Genomic DNA, 18,482 nt, shown 5'->3' on the forward strand with positions numbered 1-18,482 from the left:
CGTGCTTCAACAAGGCCACACCCAACCCTGGGCCGAGCGCCTGCCGATGCCTTCGGCCGAATCGATGACGGATGCGCAGCGCGTGGCCGCGCAGGCGCTGATCGACGGACCCCGCAAAGCGGTGTTCGGTCCCTTCGTCCCGCTGCTGCAAAGCCCGGTGCTGATGGAGCGCATCGGCAGCCTCGGCGAATACCTGCGCTTCGACAGCCCGCTCGACGCGCGCGTGCGCGAACTCGTGACCTGCGCGGTGGCGAGGCATGTCGGCAACCAGTTCGAATGGGTCGTGCACGCCACGGCCGCGGTCAAGGCCGGCGTCAGCGCCGACGCGATCGAGGCTTTGCGCCTCGGCCGCCGGGCCGCGCCGCTGGCGGACGACGAGCAGCTCGCACTCGACTTCGCGCAGGAGTTGCTGCGCAACCACGGCGTGAGCGAGCCCACCTACGCCGCGGCGGAATCGCGCTTCGGCAAGCCGGTCGTGGTCGATCTCGCTGCCCTCGTCGGCTACTTCACGATGGTCTGCTGGGTGATGAACATGGCCCACACGCCAGTGAAGCCGGCCGAAGGCCAGCCGGGGCTGGAGGCTTTCCCGCTGTAGGAAATCAGTCACACGTCAGCTTTTCGCCCGCTTCGGCGACACAATCCGCGCTGCGCGGACAGGGTCCGTGACCGACCCTCGATCCGCACATGTTCGAAAAAGGCTTCTTCCCCCGTCAGGCGGTCGCGTCCAGCGGCAACCGCTGGGACTGGGCGCTCCTGCCCCTGGTGCTCGCGACGCTGTTCGCGCTGGCCTACGGCGGCGCGCAGATGGCGCGCCCCTACGAGCTCGGCCAGCCGCTGCCGATCAGCCTCGATCCGTGGATGCTGCCGTACTACCTGCTGCGCACCACGCTGCGGATGTTCCTCGCGCTCGGCGCCTCGCTGGTGTTCGCCTGCGTGTTCGCGGTGCTTGCAACGCGCTATCGGATCGCCGAGAAGATCCTGGTGCCGATGCTGGACATCCTCCAGTCGATTCCGATCCTCGGCTTCCTGTCGATCACCGTCACCGGCTTCATCGCGCTGTTCCCGGGGAACCTGCTCGGCGTGGAGTGCGCGGCGATCTTCGCGATCTTCACTTCGCAGGCGTGGAACATGGCGTTCAGCCTGTACCAATCGCTGCGCACGGTTCCGCCGGAACTGCGCGAGGCGTCGTCGGTGTTCCAGCTTTCGGCGTGGCATCGCTTCTGGCGGCTCGAACTGCCCTTTGCGGCACCGGGGCTGCTGTGGAACATGATGATGTCGATGTCCGGCGGCTGGTTCTTCGTGGTCGCTTCGGAAGCGATCTCGGTGTCGAACCAGAACATCAAGCTGCCGGGCGTCGGCTCCTACATCGCGATGGCGATCGAGGCGCGCGACCTCGGCGCGATCGGCTGGGCCATCGGCGGGATGCTGATCGGCATCACGCTGTACGACCAGCTCTTCTTCCGACCGCTGATCGCATGGGCCGACAAGTTCCGCTTCGAGGAAGGCAGCACGGAGGAGGCGCCGCGCTCGTGGCTTTTGACCTGGCTGCGTCGCACGGACCGCATCAAGCGCATCATCATTGGCGCGATGCAGCCCTTCGAACGCGCGCTGGTGCTGTTCCGGCGCGACTTCGACGGCACCTCGATCAAGGCCCGTCCGCGTCCGCCCGATCCGGCCGTGGCGCGCGTCTGGGACGCCACGATCGCGGCGGCGGTGCTCCTGGCCGTGGTGTGGCTCGTGCGCTTCATTCACACCGAAGTCGGCTGGGCGGAGGTGGTGCATGTCTTCGTGCTCGGCTTGTACACGCTGCTGCGCGTGCTGGTGCTGATCGCACTGGCGGCGCTGGTGTGGGTGCCGATCGGTGTCTGGATCGGCATGAATCCGCGCTGGGCCGGACGGCTGCAGGGTGTCGCGCAGTTCCTGGCGGCCTTTCCGGCCAACCTGATGTTCCCGGTCGCGGTGCTGTTCATCGTGCGCTGGCATCTCAACCCGAACATCTGGCTCGCACCGCTGATGGTGCTGGGCACGCAGTGGTATCTGCTCTTCAACGTGATCGCCGGCGCATCGACCATCCCGACGGAACTGCGCTACGCGGCGGAGAACCTCGGGCTCACCGGCTGGCTCAAGTGGCGGCGCTATCTGCTGCCGGCGGTGTTCCCGAGTTTCGTCACCGGTGCGATCACCGCGAGCGGCGGATCATGGAACGCGAGCATCGTCGCCGAGTACGTGACCTGGGGCGACACCACGCTGCAGGCCGCGGGCCTCGGCAGCTACATCGCGCACATGACCGCGATCGGCGACTTTCCGCGCATCGCGCTCGGCATCGGGGTGATGTGCGTGTTCGTCATGGGCATGAACCATTTCGTCTGGCGCAAGCTCTATGAGCGGGCCGAGACCAGGGTCTGAATTCGAGAGGAAAGCGCATGGCCGAAGCCATCATCGAACTCAAGGGCGTGGGCAAGTCCTTCCGCTCGGCCGACGGCGCGCCGCGCGCGGTGCTCGAAGGCGTGGATTTCCGGCTGGCCGAAGGCGAGATCGTGGCGCTGCTCGGCCAGTCCGGCTCGGGCAAGTCGACGCTGCTGCGTATCCTGGCGGGCTTGATCGGCGCGGACGGGGGCAGCGTGACGTATCGCGGCCAGCCCCTCTATGCACCCGCACGCGGGATCGCGATGGTGTTCCAGTCCTTTGCGTTGTTCCCGTGGCTCACAGTGCAGCAGAACGTCGAACTCGGCCTGGAGGCGCGCGGCATCGCGGCAGACGAGCGCGCACGTCGCGCGAGCGCGGCAATCGACCTCATCGGCCTCGCGGGCTTCGAGGGCGCCTTGCCGCGCGAACTCTCGGGCGGCATGCGGCAGCGCGTGGGCATCGCGCGTGCGCTGGTGATCGAGCCCGAGGTGCTGCTGATGGACGAGGCCTTTTCCGCCCTCGACGTGCTCACCGGCGAGCGTCTGCGCGACGACATCCTGCAGCTCTGGGGCACCGGCGCGATGCCGACCAAGGCGATGCTCATCGTCTCGCACAACATCGAGGAAGCGGTGCTGATGGCCGACCGCATCCTCATCTTCGCGGCCGATCCGGGGCGGGTGCGCGCCGAGTTGCCGATCCATCTGCCGCGGCCGCGGGATCCCGACAGCCTGGAGGTGCGCGCACTGATCGACGAGGCCTATGCGCTCATGACCGAGCGCGCACCTGCCGCCGGCCGTGCCGCCGAGGAGCCGGCGCGCATGCACCTGGGCGACCGGCTGCCCGAAGCGGACATCGGCCGCATGGAGGCGCTCCTGGAAATGCTGATCGACGACGACCGCGATGGACGCGCCGACCTGCCGCAGCTCGCCGAGGAAACCGAACTCACCGACCATGATCTGTTGCCGCTCGCACAGGCGCTCGCGCTGCTCGGCTTCGCGAAGCTGGCGGATGCGGACCTGCACCTCACCGAACTGGGCAGGCGCTACGTCGCGGGCACGCATACGCTCCGGCAGCAGTTGCTGGGGCAGCAACTGCTGGCGCACGTGCCGCTGGCCGCGCATATCCGCCACAGCCTGGAGCAGGCGCCTTCGGGCGAGCTGCCGCAGGAGCCTTTCCTCGAACTGCTGATGGAAAGCCTGGACGAACCCACCGCGGAGCGGGTGCTGCGCACCGCCATCGAATGGGGCCGCTACGGCGAAGTGTTCGAGTACGACCTGCGCACCGGCCTCATCCACTTGCCGGTGGGCGAGGAGGAGGAGTCCGAGCCCACGACAGGCCCGGACTGAAGCTCGCTCAGCCCTTGTTGCCGCCTGTCGCTTCCAACGCCAGGATCGCGTCTGCGAGCCTCTCGATGCCTTGCTCGGAGAGATCGTCGGATTCGATGCGCTGCCGATCGGCCCACGACGCGAAGTGCTGCGCCTGCGAGCGCGCGTAGTGCGGGTCATAGTGCAGGGTCATGAGTTCGGCGAACAGCGGTGAGAGTTCGCGGCCGCGCGCCCAGCCCTGCCAGCGCTGCACGGTGTCCTTGCCTTGCAACTCCTTGAGGAACCCTAGTTGCGTGGCCAGGGCCTCGCCGTCGTCACCGAGGTAGGCGTAGTCGCGCAAGAGGTACGCCAGACGCGCCTCGGGCGTGGCGGCGATCTCGATGCAGGGGCTCGCGCGCATGCGCGCCACCAGCGGGATCGGCACCGCGATGCGGCCGATGCGCGGGCTTTCGCCTTCCACGTAGAGCGGCCGGTCGAGATCGATGCCATCGAGCACCTGCGCGATGTGCGTTTCGAAAGCCTTCTGCGAAGGTTGGGGCGTGCCCGGCAGGGCGCCGAGCAGCGAGCCCTTGTGCCGGGCGAATCCTTCGAGATCGAGAGTCTGCGCCCCGCGTGCGGCGAGCGCCTGCAGGACACGGGTCTTCGCGCTCCCCGTCGCGCCGCACAGCACGCGCAGCGGGAGGCGAGGGGAGAGCGCTTCGATCTGCTCGATCACGTGATGGCGAAAGCGCTTGTAGCCGCCTGAAAGCTGTTGCGCATCCCATCCGACGAGCCGCAGCCACGTGACCATCGAGCCGCTGCGCATGCCGCCGCGCCAGCAGTACACGAGCGGCTTCCAGTTCGAAGGCCGGTCGGCGAACTGCTCGCGCAAATGCTTCGCGAGATTGGCCGCGACCATCGCGCCGCCGACGCGCCGCGCCTCGAACGCGCCCTGCTGTTTGTAGAGCGTGCCGACGATGCGGCGCTCCTCGTCGTCGAGGACCGGGCAGTTGATGGCGCCTGGAATGTGGTCCAGCGCGAATTCGGCCGGCGAGCGTGCGTCGATGAGGGTGTCGAACGCGGGCAGGTCGGCCACGCGGACGGGGGAGCGGTTCATGGTCTGTTCAGGCGGTGGCGGATGGCGCGCAAAACTCACGGACTTGGCACAATGCCGGGCAGTTCCGAAGACCTCTAATAATCATCCAGATGAAACGGATCGTCCTGATGGAGTCTTGTCACGATGGCGGTGGCAGTTGCGCAAGCCTGCACCGGGTCTTGAACGGGGGATTCTGGCACGCGCGCCGAACGCGCGGTCTGGCGCGGCACGGGGCCGGACCGGCACTTCAAGAGAGGGAGCATTCATGATTCATCGTGCCGGTGCAGGCCTTGCGTGCCTGCTGATCGCACTGTCTTCGAACGTCGCGGTGGCGCAGGAAGCGCAGCCGCAGCCAGCCCAGGAGGCCCCGCAGGCCCCACAGGTCCAGCAGGTCCAGCAGGTCCAGCAGCCGCAGGAATCACCCGCAGTGCGCTTCGACAGCAAGCCCTTCTGGGAACTGGTGATCGGCCCGTTCGCCGTGCACTGGAGCAACGAGAGCGAGCACAAGCACGTCTACCTGCTGGGCATCGAGGGCAGCCTGCCCGGAGCGCCCAAGTGGTCGGCCGCCGATGCCACCATCTGGGGTTTCTCGGCATTCAACAACTCGTTCGGCCAAGCCTCGGCCTATGCGTACTACGGCTACCGCTGGGACAACCTGTTCGGCTACCCGTCCCTTTACGCCAAGCTGACCGGCGGCATCCTGTACGGCTACAAGGGCGAGTACGAGAACAAGGTGCCTTTCAATCACGATGGCTTCGGGCTGGCGATCATTCCCGGCATCGGCTATCGGATCACGCAGTTCGACGCAGTGCAGGTCAACATGCTCGGCGCGGCCGGGCTGATCTTCACGTACAACCGCCGCTTCTGACGTGCGCGTGCGGCGGACGAAATTCTTTTCGCGCGGTTCTGAACCCGCGAGATTTCAAGCTATACTGCGAGGCTTCGCAAAACGCGAAACAACGCGGGAATAGCTCAGTTGGTAGAGCGCAACCTTGCCAAGGTTGAGGTCGCGAGTTCGAGTCTCGTTTCCCGCTCCATTCAAAAAGAAGAGGCTTCGGCCTCTTTTTTTCGTCTCCGCGTTTCAGGAAAAGCGCATCACCCCATCGTCCACCGCGCCGAACCTCAGCGTCACGAGGTCGGCGAGGTAGTTCTGGTTCAGCTTCCACGGCTTCCTGGTGCCTTGCTTCGGCAACTGGTTCATCGCGCGCTGGAAGTAGCCCGACGAGAAGTCGACCCACGGCTGCAGCGTCAGGGCCTCGTCGTCCGCGCGAGGCACGCATTGCCGCGCGCCGGTCTGCCGCATGTGATTGAGCAGCCGGCAGACGTAGGTGGCGGCGAGGTCCGCCTTCAGCGTCCACGAGGCGTTCGCGTAGCCGAAAACCGTGGCGAAGTTCGGCACGCCAGCGAACAGCACCCCCTTGTAGTTGACCAGTTCGGCCGGCACGAGCTTGCGTCCATCCACGCGCAGATCGATGCCGCCGACCAGTTTCAGCTTCAGGCCGGTCGCAGTCACGACGAGGTCCGCGGGCAGCTCCGCGCCGCTCGCAAGCCGCAGGCCGGTCTCCGTGAAGGATTCGATCGTGTCGGTCACGACGCTGGCGCGTCCGTTTCGGATGGCCTTGAAGAGATCGCCGTCAGGCACGAAGCACAGGCGCTGTTCCCACGGGTTGTAGTTCGGCGTGAAGTGCTTGTCGACGTCGTAGTCGGGGCCGAGTTGACGGCGCACCAGCTTCAGCAGCGTCGCCTTCGCGAATGCCGGCCTGCGCCTGCACAGCTTGAAGATGCCGACGGAAAGCAGCACGTTCTTCCAGCGGGTCAGCGCATGCGAAGTGCCTTGCCCGACGTGGCGCCGCAGCCATCGGGCGACGGGGTCCACTGTCGGAAGGCTCAGCACATAGGAGGGCGAGCGCTGCAGCATCGTCACGTGTGCAGCGGTCCTGGCGAGTTCCGGCACCAGCGTGACCGCGGTCGCGCCGCTGCCGATCACGACGATGCGCTTGCCGGCATGCTCGATGTCGTCCGTCCAGTGCTGGGGATGCACGACGCGGCCGCCGAAGCGTTCGAGTCCGGGAAAGGCAGGCGTGTAGCCTTCCGCGTAGTCGTAGTAACCGGCGCACACCAGCAGAAAGCCACATCGCAGGGCGATGCGTTCGCCGCAATCGCGCTCGGCCTCCACCGTCCACTCTGCGTCGGCCGATGACCAGCTCGCCGAATGCACGCGGTGGCGATAACGGATGAGGCGATCGACGCCGCTCTCGCGCGCGGTCGCCCGCAGGTAGTCGAGGATGGAGCGACCGTCGGCGATGGCACGCGCATCCGTCCACGGACGGAACGAATAGCCGAGGGTGTGCATGTCGGAGTCCGAGCGCACGCCCGGATAGCGGAAGAGGTCCCAGGTGCCGCCCAGCGCGTCGCGCGCTTCGAGAATGGCAATGCTGCGTTCGGGGCAGTGCCGCTGCAGGTGGGCGGCCGCACCGATGCCGGACAACCCGGCGCCGACGATCAATACGTCGACGAAGTTACCGGCCATGACTCCCGTCAGGCTTTGGACTTGCCGCCCAGCGCATAGACGACCGGCTTGTCGTCCGCAAGCTTCGGTGTGCCTGCACCTTCACCCAGGGGCACGTGCGACGTCCCGTAGACCTCGCGCTCCAGTCGCTTGGCGCGTTCCGCATACATGCGTGCGAGGGCGCCGTGGTGCTCCGCGGCGGCCTGGTGCTCGATGCGGGCCAGGTTGGCCTCTTCGAGCAAGGTCATGATGCGACGAAGATGGCCGTTGCGATGGGGCTGGAAGATGTTGAACATCGGTTCCTCCGAGTACTTGAGCCTGCAAGGAACCGTTTGTAACGTGATTCGGCGATTTCGTGCTTGTCAGCCAAGCTCCACGATGGACGTAGGCCGCCCGGCCAATGACTCAGCCGTGGACAACGCAGTAGAGTGGAAGGATTGCCTATATCTCGTCGATCTGGGTGCTGCGCGCGCCGCCCTGCGCCGCCAGGGAGTAGCGCTCGCGCGTCTTCACATAGAAGCTCGCCCCGAAGCGTCCCACCGGGAAGTAGTGCTGCAGCCGCACGCGCCAGGTCTCGGTGTCGATCAGTTCGTCGCGCGCATGCATCCATCGGACCTGGCCGATGAAGATCTGCCGGCTCGCGGTTTCCAGCGTTTCCCACAGCGTGCATTCGAAGGCCACCGGCGCCTCGGCGATGCGCGGCGGCTTCACGGCGCGGCTCGGCAGCGCGGTGAAGCCGACCACGTCGAGTTCGCTCACATGCGGCGGATGCCGGTCGCCGCAGCGATGCATCTGCTCTGCAATGTCCTCGTCCGCGAGATGGACGACGAACTCGCCGGTACGCACGATGTTGGCCGCCGTATCCTTGAGAGCGTTGTCCTGGAGGCGGTTCACGCTGATCATCACGATGGGCGGCTCTTCGCCGAGCATGTTGAACATGCTGAAGGGCGCCGCGTTGACCACGCCGTCTGCGCCGATCGTCGTGACAAGCGCGATCGGGCGCGGCACGATCAGGCTTGCCATCAACTTGTAGCGCTGGTACTCGGTGAGCTGCGAGAAATCAACGTCCATGATGATTTTTGAAAAGTGAGAGAGGAGCATTCCACCATGCCCCAGTACGACGACCCAGCAGAATTCAGGCCAGCACGCGAATCCTCGATGTGGGTCCCGGTGATCGTCATCGTGGCCGTTCTCGTCGCCGCGTTCGGCTGGTGGCGCTGGTCGCAGCACAGGGAGGCACCGCCCGAGGCCCAGTCCACTGCCACCGCGCCCCAACCGCAGACGCCGCCCGCCGACGTCCCGCCGCAGCCGCCGGTCGCGACGGGCCCGCTGAACCCGATGGACAACCTCGCGGAGCCCGAGAAGTCGCTGCCCGCGCTCAACGACGCCGACTCGCACGTGACCAGTGCGCTCAACGACCTGCTCGGCCGCAAGAACGTCACTTCCTACCTGCAGCTGGACGGCTTCGTGCGCCGCGCTGTCGCGACCGTCGACAACCTGCCGCGCGAGCATGCGACCGCGCGCGTGTGGCCGGTGCTGCCGACGCCGCAGCGCTTCACGGTGCAGGGCAATGGCGATGTGAAGACGATCAGCCCCGACAACGGTGCGCGCTACACGCCCTTCGTGCTCTTCGTCGAATCGATCGACCCTGCGCGCGCCGTGGCGCTTTATGCGCGGCTCTATCCGCTGTTCCAAGAGGCCTTCGAAGAACTCGGCTATCCGAATCGCTACTTCAACGACCGGTTGGTGGCGGTGCTCGATCATCTGCTGAAGACGCCAGAGCCCAGCGGGCCGGTGCAGGTGAAGATCACCGAAGTGAAGGGCGAGAGGCCGCTGGAGAACCCCTGGACGCGCTACGAGTTCGTCGACCCGCAACTCGAGGCGCTCTCTGCAGGACAGAAGCTCCTGATCCGCATGGGGCCGGTGAACGAGCGGCGCATGAAGGCCCGCCTCTCCGAACTGCGGCGGCTTGTCGCGACGGGGACGATGGCGAAGAAGTGACCTACCGGGCGGTAGGAACGCGAGTCTCCTAGGCGACGCGATCTCAGGAGAAACCTTAGTCGGCGTGCCGCAGCACGCTTCCACAATGGGCCGCTTCGATACAGCCCATGCGCCGCCTTGGCGCGCGCGGGGTAGCCGAGGAACCCAGTGGAACTGTTTTTTCAGCAACTTCTCAACGGCCTCACCATCGGCGGCGTCTACAGCCTCGTGGCTCTGGGGCTGACGCTCGTCTACGGCATCCTGCACGTGCCGAACTTCGCACACGGCGCGTTCTACATGTCGGGCGCGTTCGCCGGCTACTACCTGATGGCCAAGCTTGGCCTGAACTACTGGCTCGCAATGGCCGGCGCGGCGGTCGTGGTCGCGGTGATCTCGATGCTCGCGCAGCGGCTGGTGTTCCATCCGCTGCGCAATGCGCCGGAGTTGCACGACATGATTGCGGCGATCGGCATCCTGCTGTTCCTCGAAGCCGGCGCGCAGGCGCTGTTCGGTGCCGACTTCCACCGCATGCCGACGCCCTATGGCCAGGTGGTCGAGATCTTCGGGCTCACCGCGCCATTGCAGCGCCTCTTGATCATCGCGGGCGCGTTCGGGCTGATGGTGCTTCTCCATCTGTTCCTCAACCACACCGTGATCGGCTCGACCATCATCGCGATGGCGCAGAACCGCGATGGCGCAGCGCTGGTCGGCATCGATGCATCGCGCGTCACGCTGCTGGTGTTCGCGATCTCCGGCGCACTCGCGGCGATCGCGGCGGTGCTCTACGCGCCGATCAACCTGGTCTATCCGGCGATGGGCAATCTGGTCATCACCAAGGCCTTCGTGATCATCATCCTCGGCGGCATGGGCAGCTTTCCGGGCGCGATCGTCGGCGGGCTGATCATCGGCATGGCCGAGAGCTTCGGCGGCTTCTACGTGTCGACCGACTACAAGGACATCATCGCGTTCGTGCTGCTGGTGGTGATTCTTTCCTTCCGCCCGCAAGGGCTGTTCACCATGAAGGGGGCTCGCTGATGCGCCTGATCGAAGGAAAGGCCGGCTGGGCATTGCTCGCCGCGCTGGCGCTGGCGTTCCCGCTCGTCGCGCCGAACAACTACCTGATCTCGGTGGCGACGCTGGCCTTCATCATGGCCATCGCGGCGCTGGGGCTGAACCTCATCACCGGCTACACCGGGCAGTTCAACCTCGCGCACGGGGCCTTCATGGCGATCGGCGCGTACACGGTCGGCATCCTGACGGTCGATCACCAGGTGCCGTTCTGGATCGCCTTCGCGCTCGCGGGCGTGGTGACCGGCGTGCTGGGCTACTTCATCGGCCTGCTGTCGCTGCGGCTGCGCGGCCACTACTTCTCGATCTTCACGCTGTGCGTGAGCTACATCCTCTTCCTGCTCATCGAGAAGTGGGAGAGCCTCACGCACGGGCCGGTCGGCATCATGGGCATTCCCGCGCCCAGCGGCATGGGGCCGCTGCGATTCGACACGCCGCTCGCGCAGTACTACCTGGTGCTGGCCTTTCTCGCGCTGGGGATCTGGGTGATGGCGCGCATCGTGCGCTCGCTGCTCGGCCGCAGCTTCATGGCGGTGCGCAACAGCGACGATCTCGCGGAGGCGCTGGGCATCGACCTGATGCGCACCAAGACGCTGTCCTTCGTGCTGTCGGTGATCTACGCGGGCTTCGCCGGCGCGCTCTACGCGGGGCAGGTGCGTTTTCTCGGGCCCGATCTCGCGAGCGAAGCCGTGACCTTCGACCTCATCATGTTCGTGCTCGTCGGGGGCGTCGGCACGCTGCTGGGGCCGCTGGTCGGGACCTTCCTCGTGACGTGGCTCACGCAAAGCCTTCAATTCCTGCAGGACTACCGCATGGTCGTCTTCGGCCCGCTGCTGGTGGCGCTGATCATCTTCCTGCCCGACGGCATCGTCGGCACCTGGCTCAAGCGCCGTGCGCGTCGCGCGGATGCCGTTCAGGCCGACACCCGGTCGCATGTCGCCGTGACGGAGGCGAAGTCCAATGCTTGAAATCGACCAACTGACGAAGCAGTTCTTCGGGCTCACGGCAGTCGATGCCGTCACCACGCGTTTCGAGCGCGGACAGGTCAGCGCCATCATCGGCCCGAACGGCGCGGGCAAGACCACCTTCTTCAATCTCGTGGCCGGCACGCACAAGCCGACCTCGGGCCGCATCACCTTCAAGGGCCAGGACGTCACCGGCATGCGGCCCGACCATGTGGCGCGGCTCGGCATCGCGCGCACTTTCCAGACCACGCACCTGTTCGACAACGCGAGCGTGCTCGACAACCTGATCGTCGGCCACCGTCTGCGCACCCGCTCGGGCCTGTGGGATGTGCTCGCCAACTCGAAGCGGCTGCAGGAGGAAGAACGCCTGTGCCGCGAGAAGGCGCGCGAGGCGCTCGATTTCGTCGGTGCCTCGCACATCGCCAACCGCATCGCGGCCGACATCTCGCAGGAGGAGCGCAAGCGCGTGGCCTTCGCGCTCGCGCTCGCGACCGATCCGGAACTGCTGCTGCTCGACGAACCCGCGGGCGGCGTGAATCCTGAAGAGACAGTCGGCCTCGCGGCGCTGATCCGCAAGCTGGTGGACCACGGCAAGACCGTGTGCCTGATCGAACACAAGATGGACATGATCATGCGACTGGCCGACAAGATCGTCGTGCTCAACAACGGCGCGAAGATCGCCGAAGGCACGCCGGCGGAGATCCGCCGCGATCCGCACGTGATCGAGGCCTACCTGGGGACGGACCATGTTGCGGTTTGAGAACGTCGACCTGCACTACGGCAGCTTTCGCGCGCTGAGCGGCGTGTCGCTGCGCGCGGCGCCCGGCGAGCTGGTGGTGCTGCTCGGGGCGAACGGCGCGGGCAAGACATCGATCTTCATGGCGGCCAGCGGCATCAACAAGCCGAGCGCGGGCAGCATCCGCTTCGGCGACCGGGAACTCATCGGCCAGCGTCCGGCGCAGATCGTCGAATCGGGCCTCGTGCATTGCCCCGAAGGGCGCAAGCTCTTCCCGATGATGTCGGTGCGCAAGAACCTCACGCTCGGGGCGTATGTGCATCGCCGCGACAAGGCGGGCATCCAGCGTTCGATCGACGAGGTCTTCGGCCTCTTTCCGATTCTCGAGAAGAAGCAGGACCATCCGGCCGGTTCGCTCTCCGGCGGCCAGCAGCAGATGGTCGCCATCGGCCGCGCGCTGCTCGGGCGCCCCAAGCTGCTGTTGCTCGACGAGCCTTCGCTCGGCCTTGCGCCGCTGATCGTCAAGCAGGTGTTCGAAGTGATCCAGCGCATCAACCAGGCCGGCACCACGGTGCTGCTGGCCGAACAGAATGCGTACTCGGCACTGGCGATCGCGCATCGCGCCTACGTCATCGAGCGCGGCCACATCACGCTCGAAGGCGATCGCGAATCGCTGCTCAACAACGAGGCCGTGCGCGCCGCCTACATCGGATGAAGTGATGTTCACCCCCATGCGCCTTCGGCGCTCCCCTTCGCCGGGGGTTCACCCGGCGGCCCGGCCAAGCCGGTTCCGCGGGTGCCCTGGCCTTCGGTTACCCAATCAACCACAAGGAGATATCTGATGCTGAGACACTCTTCCGCCCGCCGCCGCTTCGCATTGCTGCCCACTGCGCTGGCGCTGCTGGGTGCGTTCGGAGCCGGTTCGGCCTTCGCGCAGGACACCGTGAAGATCGGCTTCACCGGCCCGCTGAGTGGTGGTGCTGCGCTCTACGGCAAGAACGTGGTCAACGGGATCGAGATGGCGATCAAGGAGATCAACGCTGCCGGCCTGGAAGTCGGCGGCAAGAAGGTCAAGCTCGAACTGGTGGCGCTGGACGACAAGTATTCGCCGGCCGATGCCGCGATCAACGCGCGCCGCCTCGCGCAGCAGCACCAGGCGCCGGTGGTGTTCGTGCCGCACTCGGGCGGCATCTACGCGATGCAGGCCTTCAACGAGCAGGAGAAGTTCATCGTGATGGCGTACTCCAGCACGCCGAAGATCACCGAGACGGGTAACAAGCTCACCATCCGCATTCCGCCCACTTTCAATTCCTACATCGAGCCCTTTACGCGCTACGAGATGAAGAAGTTCGGCAAGAAGGTCGGCATGCTGCCGGGCGACCACGAATACGCGAAGAACTGGACGCAGCTCTTCGGCCCCGCCTGGGAGAAGGCCGGCGGCACGATCGCATCGAACAACCCGATGTCCTACAACCGCTCGGCGGACTTCTACAGCGGGGTGAGCCGTGTGCTCGCCGAGAAGCCCGATGTGCTCTTCGTCGGCGGGCCGTCGGAGCCGACCGCGCTGGTGGTCAAGCAGGCGCGCGAGCTGGGCTTCAAGGGCGGCTTCCTGATCATGGACCAGGCCAAGCTCGACGAGATGGCGAAGGTCACCGACGGATTGGGCCCGCTCGAAGGCTCGATCGGCGTGCTGCCGGTGTCCTATGACGAGCGCGTCGGCCCCAAGACCTTCGCGGCCGCCTATCGCAAGGCCTATGGCGCCGACAAGGACCCGACCACCGAGTCTTCGTACAACTATGCGATGACGCATGCCGTGGCCGCCGCGATGAAGCTGGCCGGCACCACCACGGACGCGTCAGCCATCCGCGCCAAGATGGGCGAGGCGATCGGCAAACTGCCGAAGGAGACGAACGCCGGCGAGTTCAAGGGCGTCGATGCGGTCGGCGGCACGGTGGTCGATCCCCTGGTCGCCACGGTCGAGGGCGGCAAGATCAGGCCGGTGAACCTCAGCGACCTGATGAAGTAGACGCTGCAGGCGCGGGCGTGGCGGGCCGAACAGGCCGGCGCCCGCTGTCGCGAAGTCTCGCGGCGTCGCGGTGCTCAGTTGCAGACCGTCGTGGTGCCGACCGGACGGCAGGTCCTGCCGTCGATGCTGCGATAGCGGTCGAGCTGACCGGTGTTGCGGTCCCAATGGTTGCCCTGCACGTCCTTGCAGGTGCGGTCGCCGCATTTGGTGATCCGCGGGCGCATGTCGCGCGGGCGGTTGGGAGGGCGGTTGACGCCGGGGCTGTAGTAGCCGTCATCGATCCACATCGGGTCCTCGCCGCGATCGCTCCAGCGCGATGCGTCGGACCGGCCGGGTTCGTTGCCGGTGCGGCGGCCGTCGATGATGATCGGGCCCGCGGGTGCCTGCGGCGGTGCCGCGGCGACGCTCGAATCGTGTTCCGGCGAGTTGCTGCGGACGGGGGCGGGCTGCCGATCCCCGCCCACGACCGAGATGGGGTCCGTCGTGGTCACGCTCGCCACCCTGTGCGCGCCGCGCGGGCACGACCCGTCCGTGTAGCTCACGTTGCCGGCCGCATCGGCGCAGCGGATCACCTCGGCGCCGGCGGGGAGGCCGAAGGTCGCAAAAGCAGCCGCAAGGATCAGCGATGGGCGCATGAAGGACATTGTCCTCCTCGATCAAGAGAGCGCGCACTCGCAGTGGTTGTTTGCGACTTCGACGCGCTTGACATGCCTCGACGGCACAGCGCAGGATCGCCCGCGCATCAACAGCGGAGAACGCAATGTCACCCAAACTGCAAATGCGAACGGCGCTGTCGGCGGCCTGCATGGCGCTTGCGCTGGCCTGCGCCCCGGCCAAGGCGGCCGAGGTCCCGATCGTCACCGGCGAGCAGTGGACCAAGTCGAGCGAGGCCGTGAAGAAGGCCTACCTCGTCGGACTCGCGAACATGGTTCAGGTGGAGATGGCCTTCTACGGAAGAAACATGCCGACCGACGCGCAGAGCTTCGTGCCGCGCCTGTCCAAAGGCATGCAGGGCCAGTCGCTGGACAGCGTGCGTCAGGGCGTCGATGGCTGGTACGCTGCGAATCCCAGCGGCCTGAAGCGCCCCGTGCTGGACATCATCTGGTTCGAAATGGCCATGCCCGGCCTGCAGAAGAAGTGAAGGGAAAACAGATCATGATGCGAATGAACTGGCTTCTCGCGGTCGCGGCGCTGGCGTTCGCCGCTGGCTGCACGGACATGACGCCTCAGCAGCAGGGCACGATGAGCGGCGCAGCGATGGGCGCCGCTGCCGGTGCCGGAATTGCCGCCATTGCGGGGGGCGACGCCTGGACCGGTGCGGCGATCGGCGGCGTGGCCGGCGGTGTCGCCGGCAACATCCACGGCGGACGCCAGCAGCAGCGCTGGTAGTTCCGCCGCCGGGTCGCCCGGGGAGACCTATTCGGCCGACGCTGCGCTTGCCGCCAGCTCGGCGACGGGCACGCAGCTGCAGAACAGGTTGCGGTCGCCGTAGACGTTGTCGACCCGGCCGATCGGCGGCCAGTACTTGGCGGTCTTCAGCGTCGCGAGCGGGAAGGCCGCCAGCTCGCGCGAATAGGGCCGCGTCCATTCCGTCCCGAGCAGGCTCGCGGCGGTGTGCGGCGCGTTCTTCAGCGGGTTGTCCTCCTTCGGCCAGACGCCTTCCTCGATGCGGCGGATCTCGCCGCGGATCGCGATCATCGCGTCGATGAAACGGTCGAGCTCGGCGAGCGGCTCGCTCTCGGTCGGCTCGACCATCAGCGTGCCCGGCACCGGGAAGCTGAGCGTTGGCGCGTGGAAGCCGTAGTCGATGAGTCGCTTGGCGACGTCTTCGGCGGTCACGCCGCTGGCATCCTTCAGCGGGCGCAGATCCAGGATGCACTCGTGCGCCACATGGCCGTTGGGGCTCGAATACAGCGTCGGGTAGTGGTCCTTGAGGCGCGCGCTGATGTAGTTGGCGCTGAGGATCGCGGTTTCGGTCGCGGCCTTGAGGCCGGCCGCGCCCATCATGCGGCAGTACATCCAGCTGATCGGCAGCACTGCCGCGTTGCCGAGCGGCGCAGCCGACACCGCGCCGACGCCGTTCGCGGCGATGCCACCGGTCGCGTGCCCCGGCAGATACGGCACGAGATCCTCGACCACGCACACCGGGCCCACGCCCGGCCCGCCGCCACCGTGCGGAATGCAGAAGGTCTTGTGCAGGTTCAGGTGACTCACGTCGCCGCCGAATTCGCCCGGTGCCGCGATGCCGACCAGCGCGTTCATGTTGGCGCCGTCGACGTACACGCGGCCGCCGTGCGCATGGACGATCTCGCAGAGTTCCTTCACGCGGGTTTCGAACACGCCGTGGGTGCTGGGGTAGGTGATCATCACGGCGGCCAGCTTGTCGCTGTGCGCCTCGCAGGCGCGCTTGAGGTCGTCGATGTCCACGTTGCCTTCCGCATCGCAGGCGGTGACCACCACCTTCATGCCGACCATGTGCGCGCTCGCCGGATTGGTGCCGTGCGCGGAGAACGGGATCAGGCACACGTTGCGATGGCCTTGCCCCTTGGCTTCATGGAAGGCCTTGATCGCGAGCAGGCCCGCGTACTCGCCCTGCGAGCCGGCATTGGGCTGCAGGCTGATGCCGGCGTAGCCGGTGGCTTCGCACAGCCACGCGCGCAACTGCTTGTCGAGCTGGTCGTAGCCGAGGCGCTGGCTGGCCGGCGCGAAGGGATGGATGTTCGCGAACTCGGGCCAGGTGATCGGGATCATCTCGCTGGTCGCGTTGAGCTTCATCGTGCAGCTGCCGAGCGGGATCATGCTGCGGTCCAGCGCGAGGTCCTTGTCGCCGAGGCTGCGGATGTAGCGCAGCATCGCGGTTTCGCTCTTGTGCGTGTTGAAGACCGGGTGCGTGAGGAACGCCGAGGTGCGGCGCAGGTCCTCGGGGATGCGCGAGGTCACGCGGGCGGAGAGTTCCTCGAAGCGCGGCATCGGCGTGCCTGTCGGCACGAAGAGCGCCCACAAGGTCTCGATGTCGGCGCGCGTGGTGGTCTCGTCCAGCGAGATGCCGAGGTGGTTCTGCACACGCTGGCCGAGGTTGACGCCGCCCGCTTCGGCACGTTCCACGATCTTCGCGGTGTCTTCGCCGGTCTTGACCGTGAGCGTGTCGAAGGCCGTTGCGTTGACCAGCTCGCGGCCCATCTGTTCGAGGCCTTGCGCAAGCACGGCCGTCAGTGCCGCCACGCGCTGCGCGATGCGCTTGAGGCCTTCGGGGCCGTGGTAGACGGCGTACATGCTGGCGATCACCGCGGGCAGCACCTGCGCCGTGCAGATGTTGGACGTCGCCTTTTCGCGGCGGATGTGCTGCTCGCGCGTCTGCAGCGCGAGCCGGTAGGCCGGCTCGCCATGCGCGTCGACGCTGACACCGACGATTCGCCCCGGCAACGAGCGCTTGAAATCGTCGCGGCAGGCGAGGTAGGCCGCGTGCGGTCCGCCGTTCCCCATCGGCATGCCGAAGCGCTGCGTGGTGCCGCAGACGATGTCGGCGTCCCACTCGCCGGGCGGCGTCAGCATGGTGAGCGCCAGCAGGTCGGCCGCGACGCAGAAGGCGGCGTCGAACTGGTGCGCATGGCCCGCGAGGGGCCGCAGGTCGTGCACATGGCCTGTCGTGGCGGGGTACTGCGCGAGCACGCCGAAGAACTCGCAGCTCGCCATCAGGTGCGGCAGGGTTTCGGAGATGGTGCTCACCCGCACCTCGATGCCGAGCGGCGCGGCGCGGGTCTTGATGACCTCGATGGTCTGCGGGTGGCAGTCGCCCGAGACCAGGAAGACGTTGCTCTTGCTCTTCACGCTGCGGCGCGCGAGCGTCATCGCCTCGGCCGCGGCCGTCGCTTCGTCGAGCATCGACGCGTTGGCGATCGCCATGCCCGTGAGGTCGCACACCATGGTCTGGAAGTTGACCAGCGCTTCCATGCGGCCCTGCGAAATCTCGGCCTGATAGGGCGTGTAGGCGGTGTACCAGGCCGGGTTCTCCAGCACGTTGCGCAGGATCACGCCGGGCGTGTGCGTGCCGTAGTAGCCCTGGCCGATGTAGCTCTTCGCGACCTTGTTCTTGCCGGCGATGGCCTTGAGTTCGGCCAGCGCTTCGGCTTCCGTCACTGCCGGCGGCAGGCGCATGGGCCTGGCGCGGCGGATGGCCGGCGGCACGATGCCGTCGATCAGCTCTGCGCGCGTGGCGGAGCCGATGGCCGGCAGCATGCGCGCTTCGTCCTGGGGTTCGATTCCGACGTGGCGTGCGATGAATTCATCGGCGTTCTCGAGATCGCCGAGCGAGGGGGTGAGGGGCAGGACGGTCGACATGTCAGCGGTTCGCAAAGAGGGCAGGCAGGGCAAGGAGAGGGGCTTCCTCGGTGA

At 66.8% G+C, this 18,482-nt stretch carries 18 protein-coding genes and 1 tRNA gene; 13 read left to right on the plus strand and 6 right to left on the minus strand.

All coding sequences use genetic code 11. The features are described 5' to 3' along the window. Position 1 precedes the first annotated feature (1 nt). The 3 genes from WKW77_RS09285 (at position 2) to WKW77_RS09295 (ending at position 3,752) form a co-directional block, all read left to right on the plus strand. On the plus strand, positions 2-595 hold the full coding sequence (locus WKW77_RS09285) for a carboxymuconolactone decarboxylase family protein (protein WP_340356564.1): 594 nt from the start codon (positions 2-4) through the stop codon (positions 593-595). A gap of 89 nt (positions 596-684) precedes the next feature. After that, complete coding sequence (locus tag WKW77_RS09290; RefSeq protein WP_340356565.1) at positions 685-2,406, plus strand: ABC transporter permease; 1,722 nt, start codon at positions 685-687, stop codon at positions 2,404-2,406. A 17-nt stretch (positions 2,407-2,423) separates the two neighbouring features. Next, entirely contained in the window at positions 2,424-3,752 is a 1,329-nt protein-coding gene (locus WKW77_RS09295) for an ABC transporter ATP-binding protein (RefSeq protein ID WP_340356566.1), read from the plus strand. 7 nt (positions 3,753-3,759) lie between these two features. Here the strand turns inward: WKW77_RS09295 and mnmH are convergent, their stop codons facing one another. Further along, entirely contained in the window at positions 3,760-4,827 is a 1,068-nt protein-coding gene (gene mnmH, locus WKW77_RS09300; RefSeq protein WP_340356567.1) for a tRNA 2-selenouridine(34) synthase MnmH, read from the minus strand. A gap of 244 nt (positions 4,828-5,071) precedes the next feature. On the opposite strand from mnmH, the gene WKW77_RS09305 reads away from it, so the two are divergent. Together WKW77_RS09305 and WKW77_RS09310 are read left to right on the plus strand one after the other, a co-directional pair. Further along, entirely contained in the window at positions 5,072-5,674 is a 603-nt protein-coding gene (locus tag WKW77_RS09305; protein WP_340356568.1) for an ABC transporter ATP-binding protein, read from the plus strand. A gap of 93 nt (positions 5,675-5,767) precedes the next feature. Next, a tRNA-Gly gene (locus tag WKW77_RS09310) sits at positions 5,768-5,843 on the plus strand. A 44-nt stretch (positions 5,844-5,887) separates the two neighbouring features. On the opposite strand, the gene WKW77_RS09315 is transcribed toward WKW77_RS09310, so the two are convergent. The 3 genes from WKW77_RS09315 to WKW77_RS09325 form a co-directional block, all read right to left on the minus strand. Beyond that, positions 5,888-7,336, minus strand: coding sequence for a flavin-containing monooxygenase (locus WKW77_RS09315; protein ID WP_340356569.1), 1,449 nt, complete (start codon positions 7,334-7,336; stop codon positions 5,888-5,890). Between the two features lie 8 nt (positions 7,337-7,344). Continuing rightward, positions 7,345-7,611, minus strand: a complete 267-nt coding sequence (locus WKW77_RS09320) for a hypothetical protein (RefSeq protein WP_340356570.1) — start codon at positions 7,609-7,611, stop codon at positions 7,345-7,347. 145 nt (positions 7,612-7,756) lie between these two features. After that, positions 7,757-8,386, minus strand: coding sequence for a flavin reductase family protein (locus WKW77_RS09325; RefSeq protein ID WP_340356571.1), 630 nt, complete (start codon positions 8,384-8,386; stop codon positions 7,757-7,759). Positions 8,387-8,422: 36 nt separating this feature from the next. Between WKW77_RS09325 and WKW77_RS09330 the strand changes: the two genes are divergently transcribed. The 6 genes from WKW77_RS09330 to WKW77_RS09355 all read left to right on the plus strand — a co-directional run bounded on the left by WKW77_RS09330 (position 8,423) and on the right by WKW77_RS09355 (position 14,090). Beyond that, positions 8,423-9,316 (plus strand): DUF3014 domain-containing protein, encoded by an 894-nt coding sequence (locus tag WKW77_RS09330; RefSeq protein ID WP_340356572.1) that lies wholly within the window; start codon positions 8,423-8,425, stop codon positions 9,314-9,316. A 147-nt stretch (positions 9,317-9,463) separates the two neighbouring features. Beyond that, a complete protein-coding gene (locus WKW77_RS09335; protein ID WP_340356573.1) occupies positions 9,464-10,330 on the plus strand; it encodes a branched-chain amino acid ABC transporter permease in 867 nt (288 codons plus the stop codon). Then, positions 10,330-11,331, plus strand: coding sequence for a branched-chain amino acid ABC transporter permease (locus WKW77_RS09340; RefSeq protein WP_340356574.1), 1,002 nt, complete (start codon positions 10,330-10,332; stop codon positions 11,329-11,331). Before WKW77_RS09335 ends, WKW77_RS09340 begins: the two co-directional genes overlap by 1 nt. Further along, entirely contained in the window at positions 11,324-12,088 is a 765-nt protein-coding gene (locus WKW77_RS09345) for an ABC transporter ATP-binding protein (RefSeq protein WP_340356575.1), read from the plus strand. The genes WKW77_RS09340 and WKW77_RS09345 overlap by 8 nt, the downstream gene beginning before the upstream one ends. Next, positions 12,075-12,779: an ABC transporter ATP-binding protein gene (locus WKW77_RS09350; RefSeq protein WP_340356576.1), complete on the plus strand. Its 705-nt coding sequence runs from the start codon at positions 12,075-12,077 to the stop codon at positions 12,777-12,779. The genes WKW77_RS09345 and WKW77_RS09350 overlap by 14 nt, the downstream gene beginning before the upstream one ends. A gap of 129 nt (positions 12,780-12,908) precedes the next feature. Further along, on the plus strand, positions 12,909-14,090 hold the full coding sequence (locus tag WKW77_RS09355) for an ABC transporter substrate-binding protein (protein WP_422823169.1): 1,182 nt from the start codon (positions 12,909-12,911) through the stop codon (positions 14,088-14,090). 74 nt (positions 14,091-14,164) lie between these two features. Here the strand turns inward: WKW77_RS09355 and WKW77_RS09360 are convergent, their stop codons facing one another. After that, positions 14,165-14,725 carry a DUF4124 domain-containing protein gene (locus tag WKW77_RS09360; protein ID WP_340356578.1) on the minus strand — a complete coding sequence of 187 codons (561 nt, stop codon included), beginning with the start codon at positions 14,723-14,725 and terminating at the stop codon, positions 14,165-14,167. Between the two features lie 125 nt (positions 14,726-14,850). Here WKW77_RS09360 and WKW77_RS09365 point away from each other — a divergent pair, with 125 nt between their 5' ends. Both WKW77_RS09365 and WKW77_RS09370 read left to right on the plus strand, forming a co-directional pair. Then, entirely contained in the window at positions 14,851-15,231 is a 381-nt protein-coding gene (locus WKW77_RS09365) for a hypothetical protein (RefSeq protein WP_340356579.1), read from the plus strand. Positions 15,232-15,245: 14 nt separating this feature from the next. Beyond that, positions 15,246-15,479, plus strand: a complete 234-nt coding sequence (locus tag WKW77_RS09370) for a glycine zipper domain-containing protein (RefSeq protein ID WP_340356580.1) — start codon at positions 15,246-15,248, stop codon at positions 15,477-15,479. A gap of 27 nt (positions 15,480-15,506) precedes the next feature. On the opposite strand, the gene gcvP is transcribed toward WKW77_RS09370, so the two are convergent. Next, the gene (gene gcvP, locus WKW77_RS09375) at positions 15,507-18,428 is read right to left on the minus strand and encodes an aminomethyl-transferring glycine dehydrogenase (protein WP_340356581.1); all 2,922 of its coding nucleotides are present in this window, start codon (positions 18,426-18,428) and stop codon (positions 15,507-15,509) included. Between the last annotated feature and the right edge of the window lie 54 nt (positions 18,429-18,482).

The organism is Variovorax ureilyticus (assembly GCF_037889935.1).
Classification (GTDB): domain Bacteria; phylum Pseudomonadota; class Gammaproteobacteria; order Burkholderiales; family Burkholderiaceae_C; genus Variovorax; species Variovorax ureilyticus.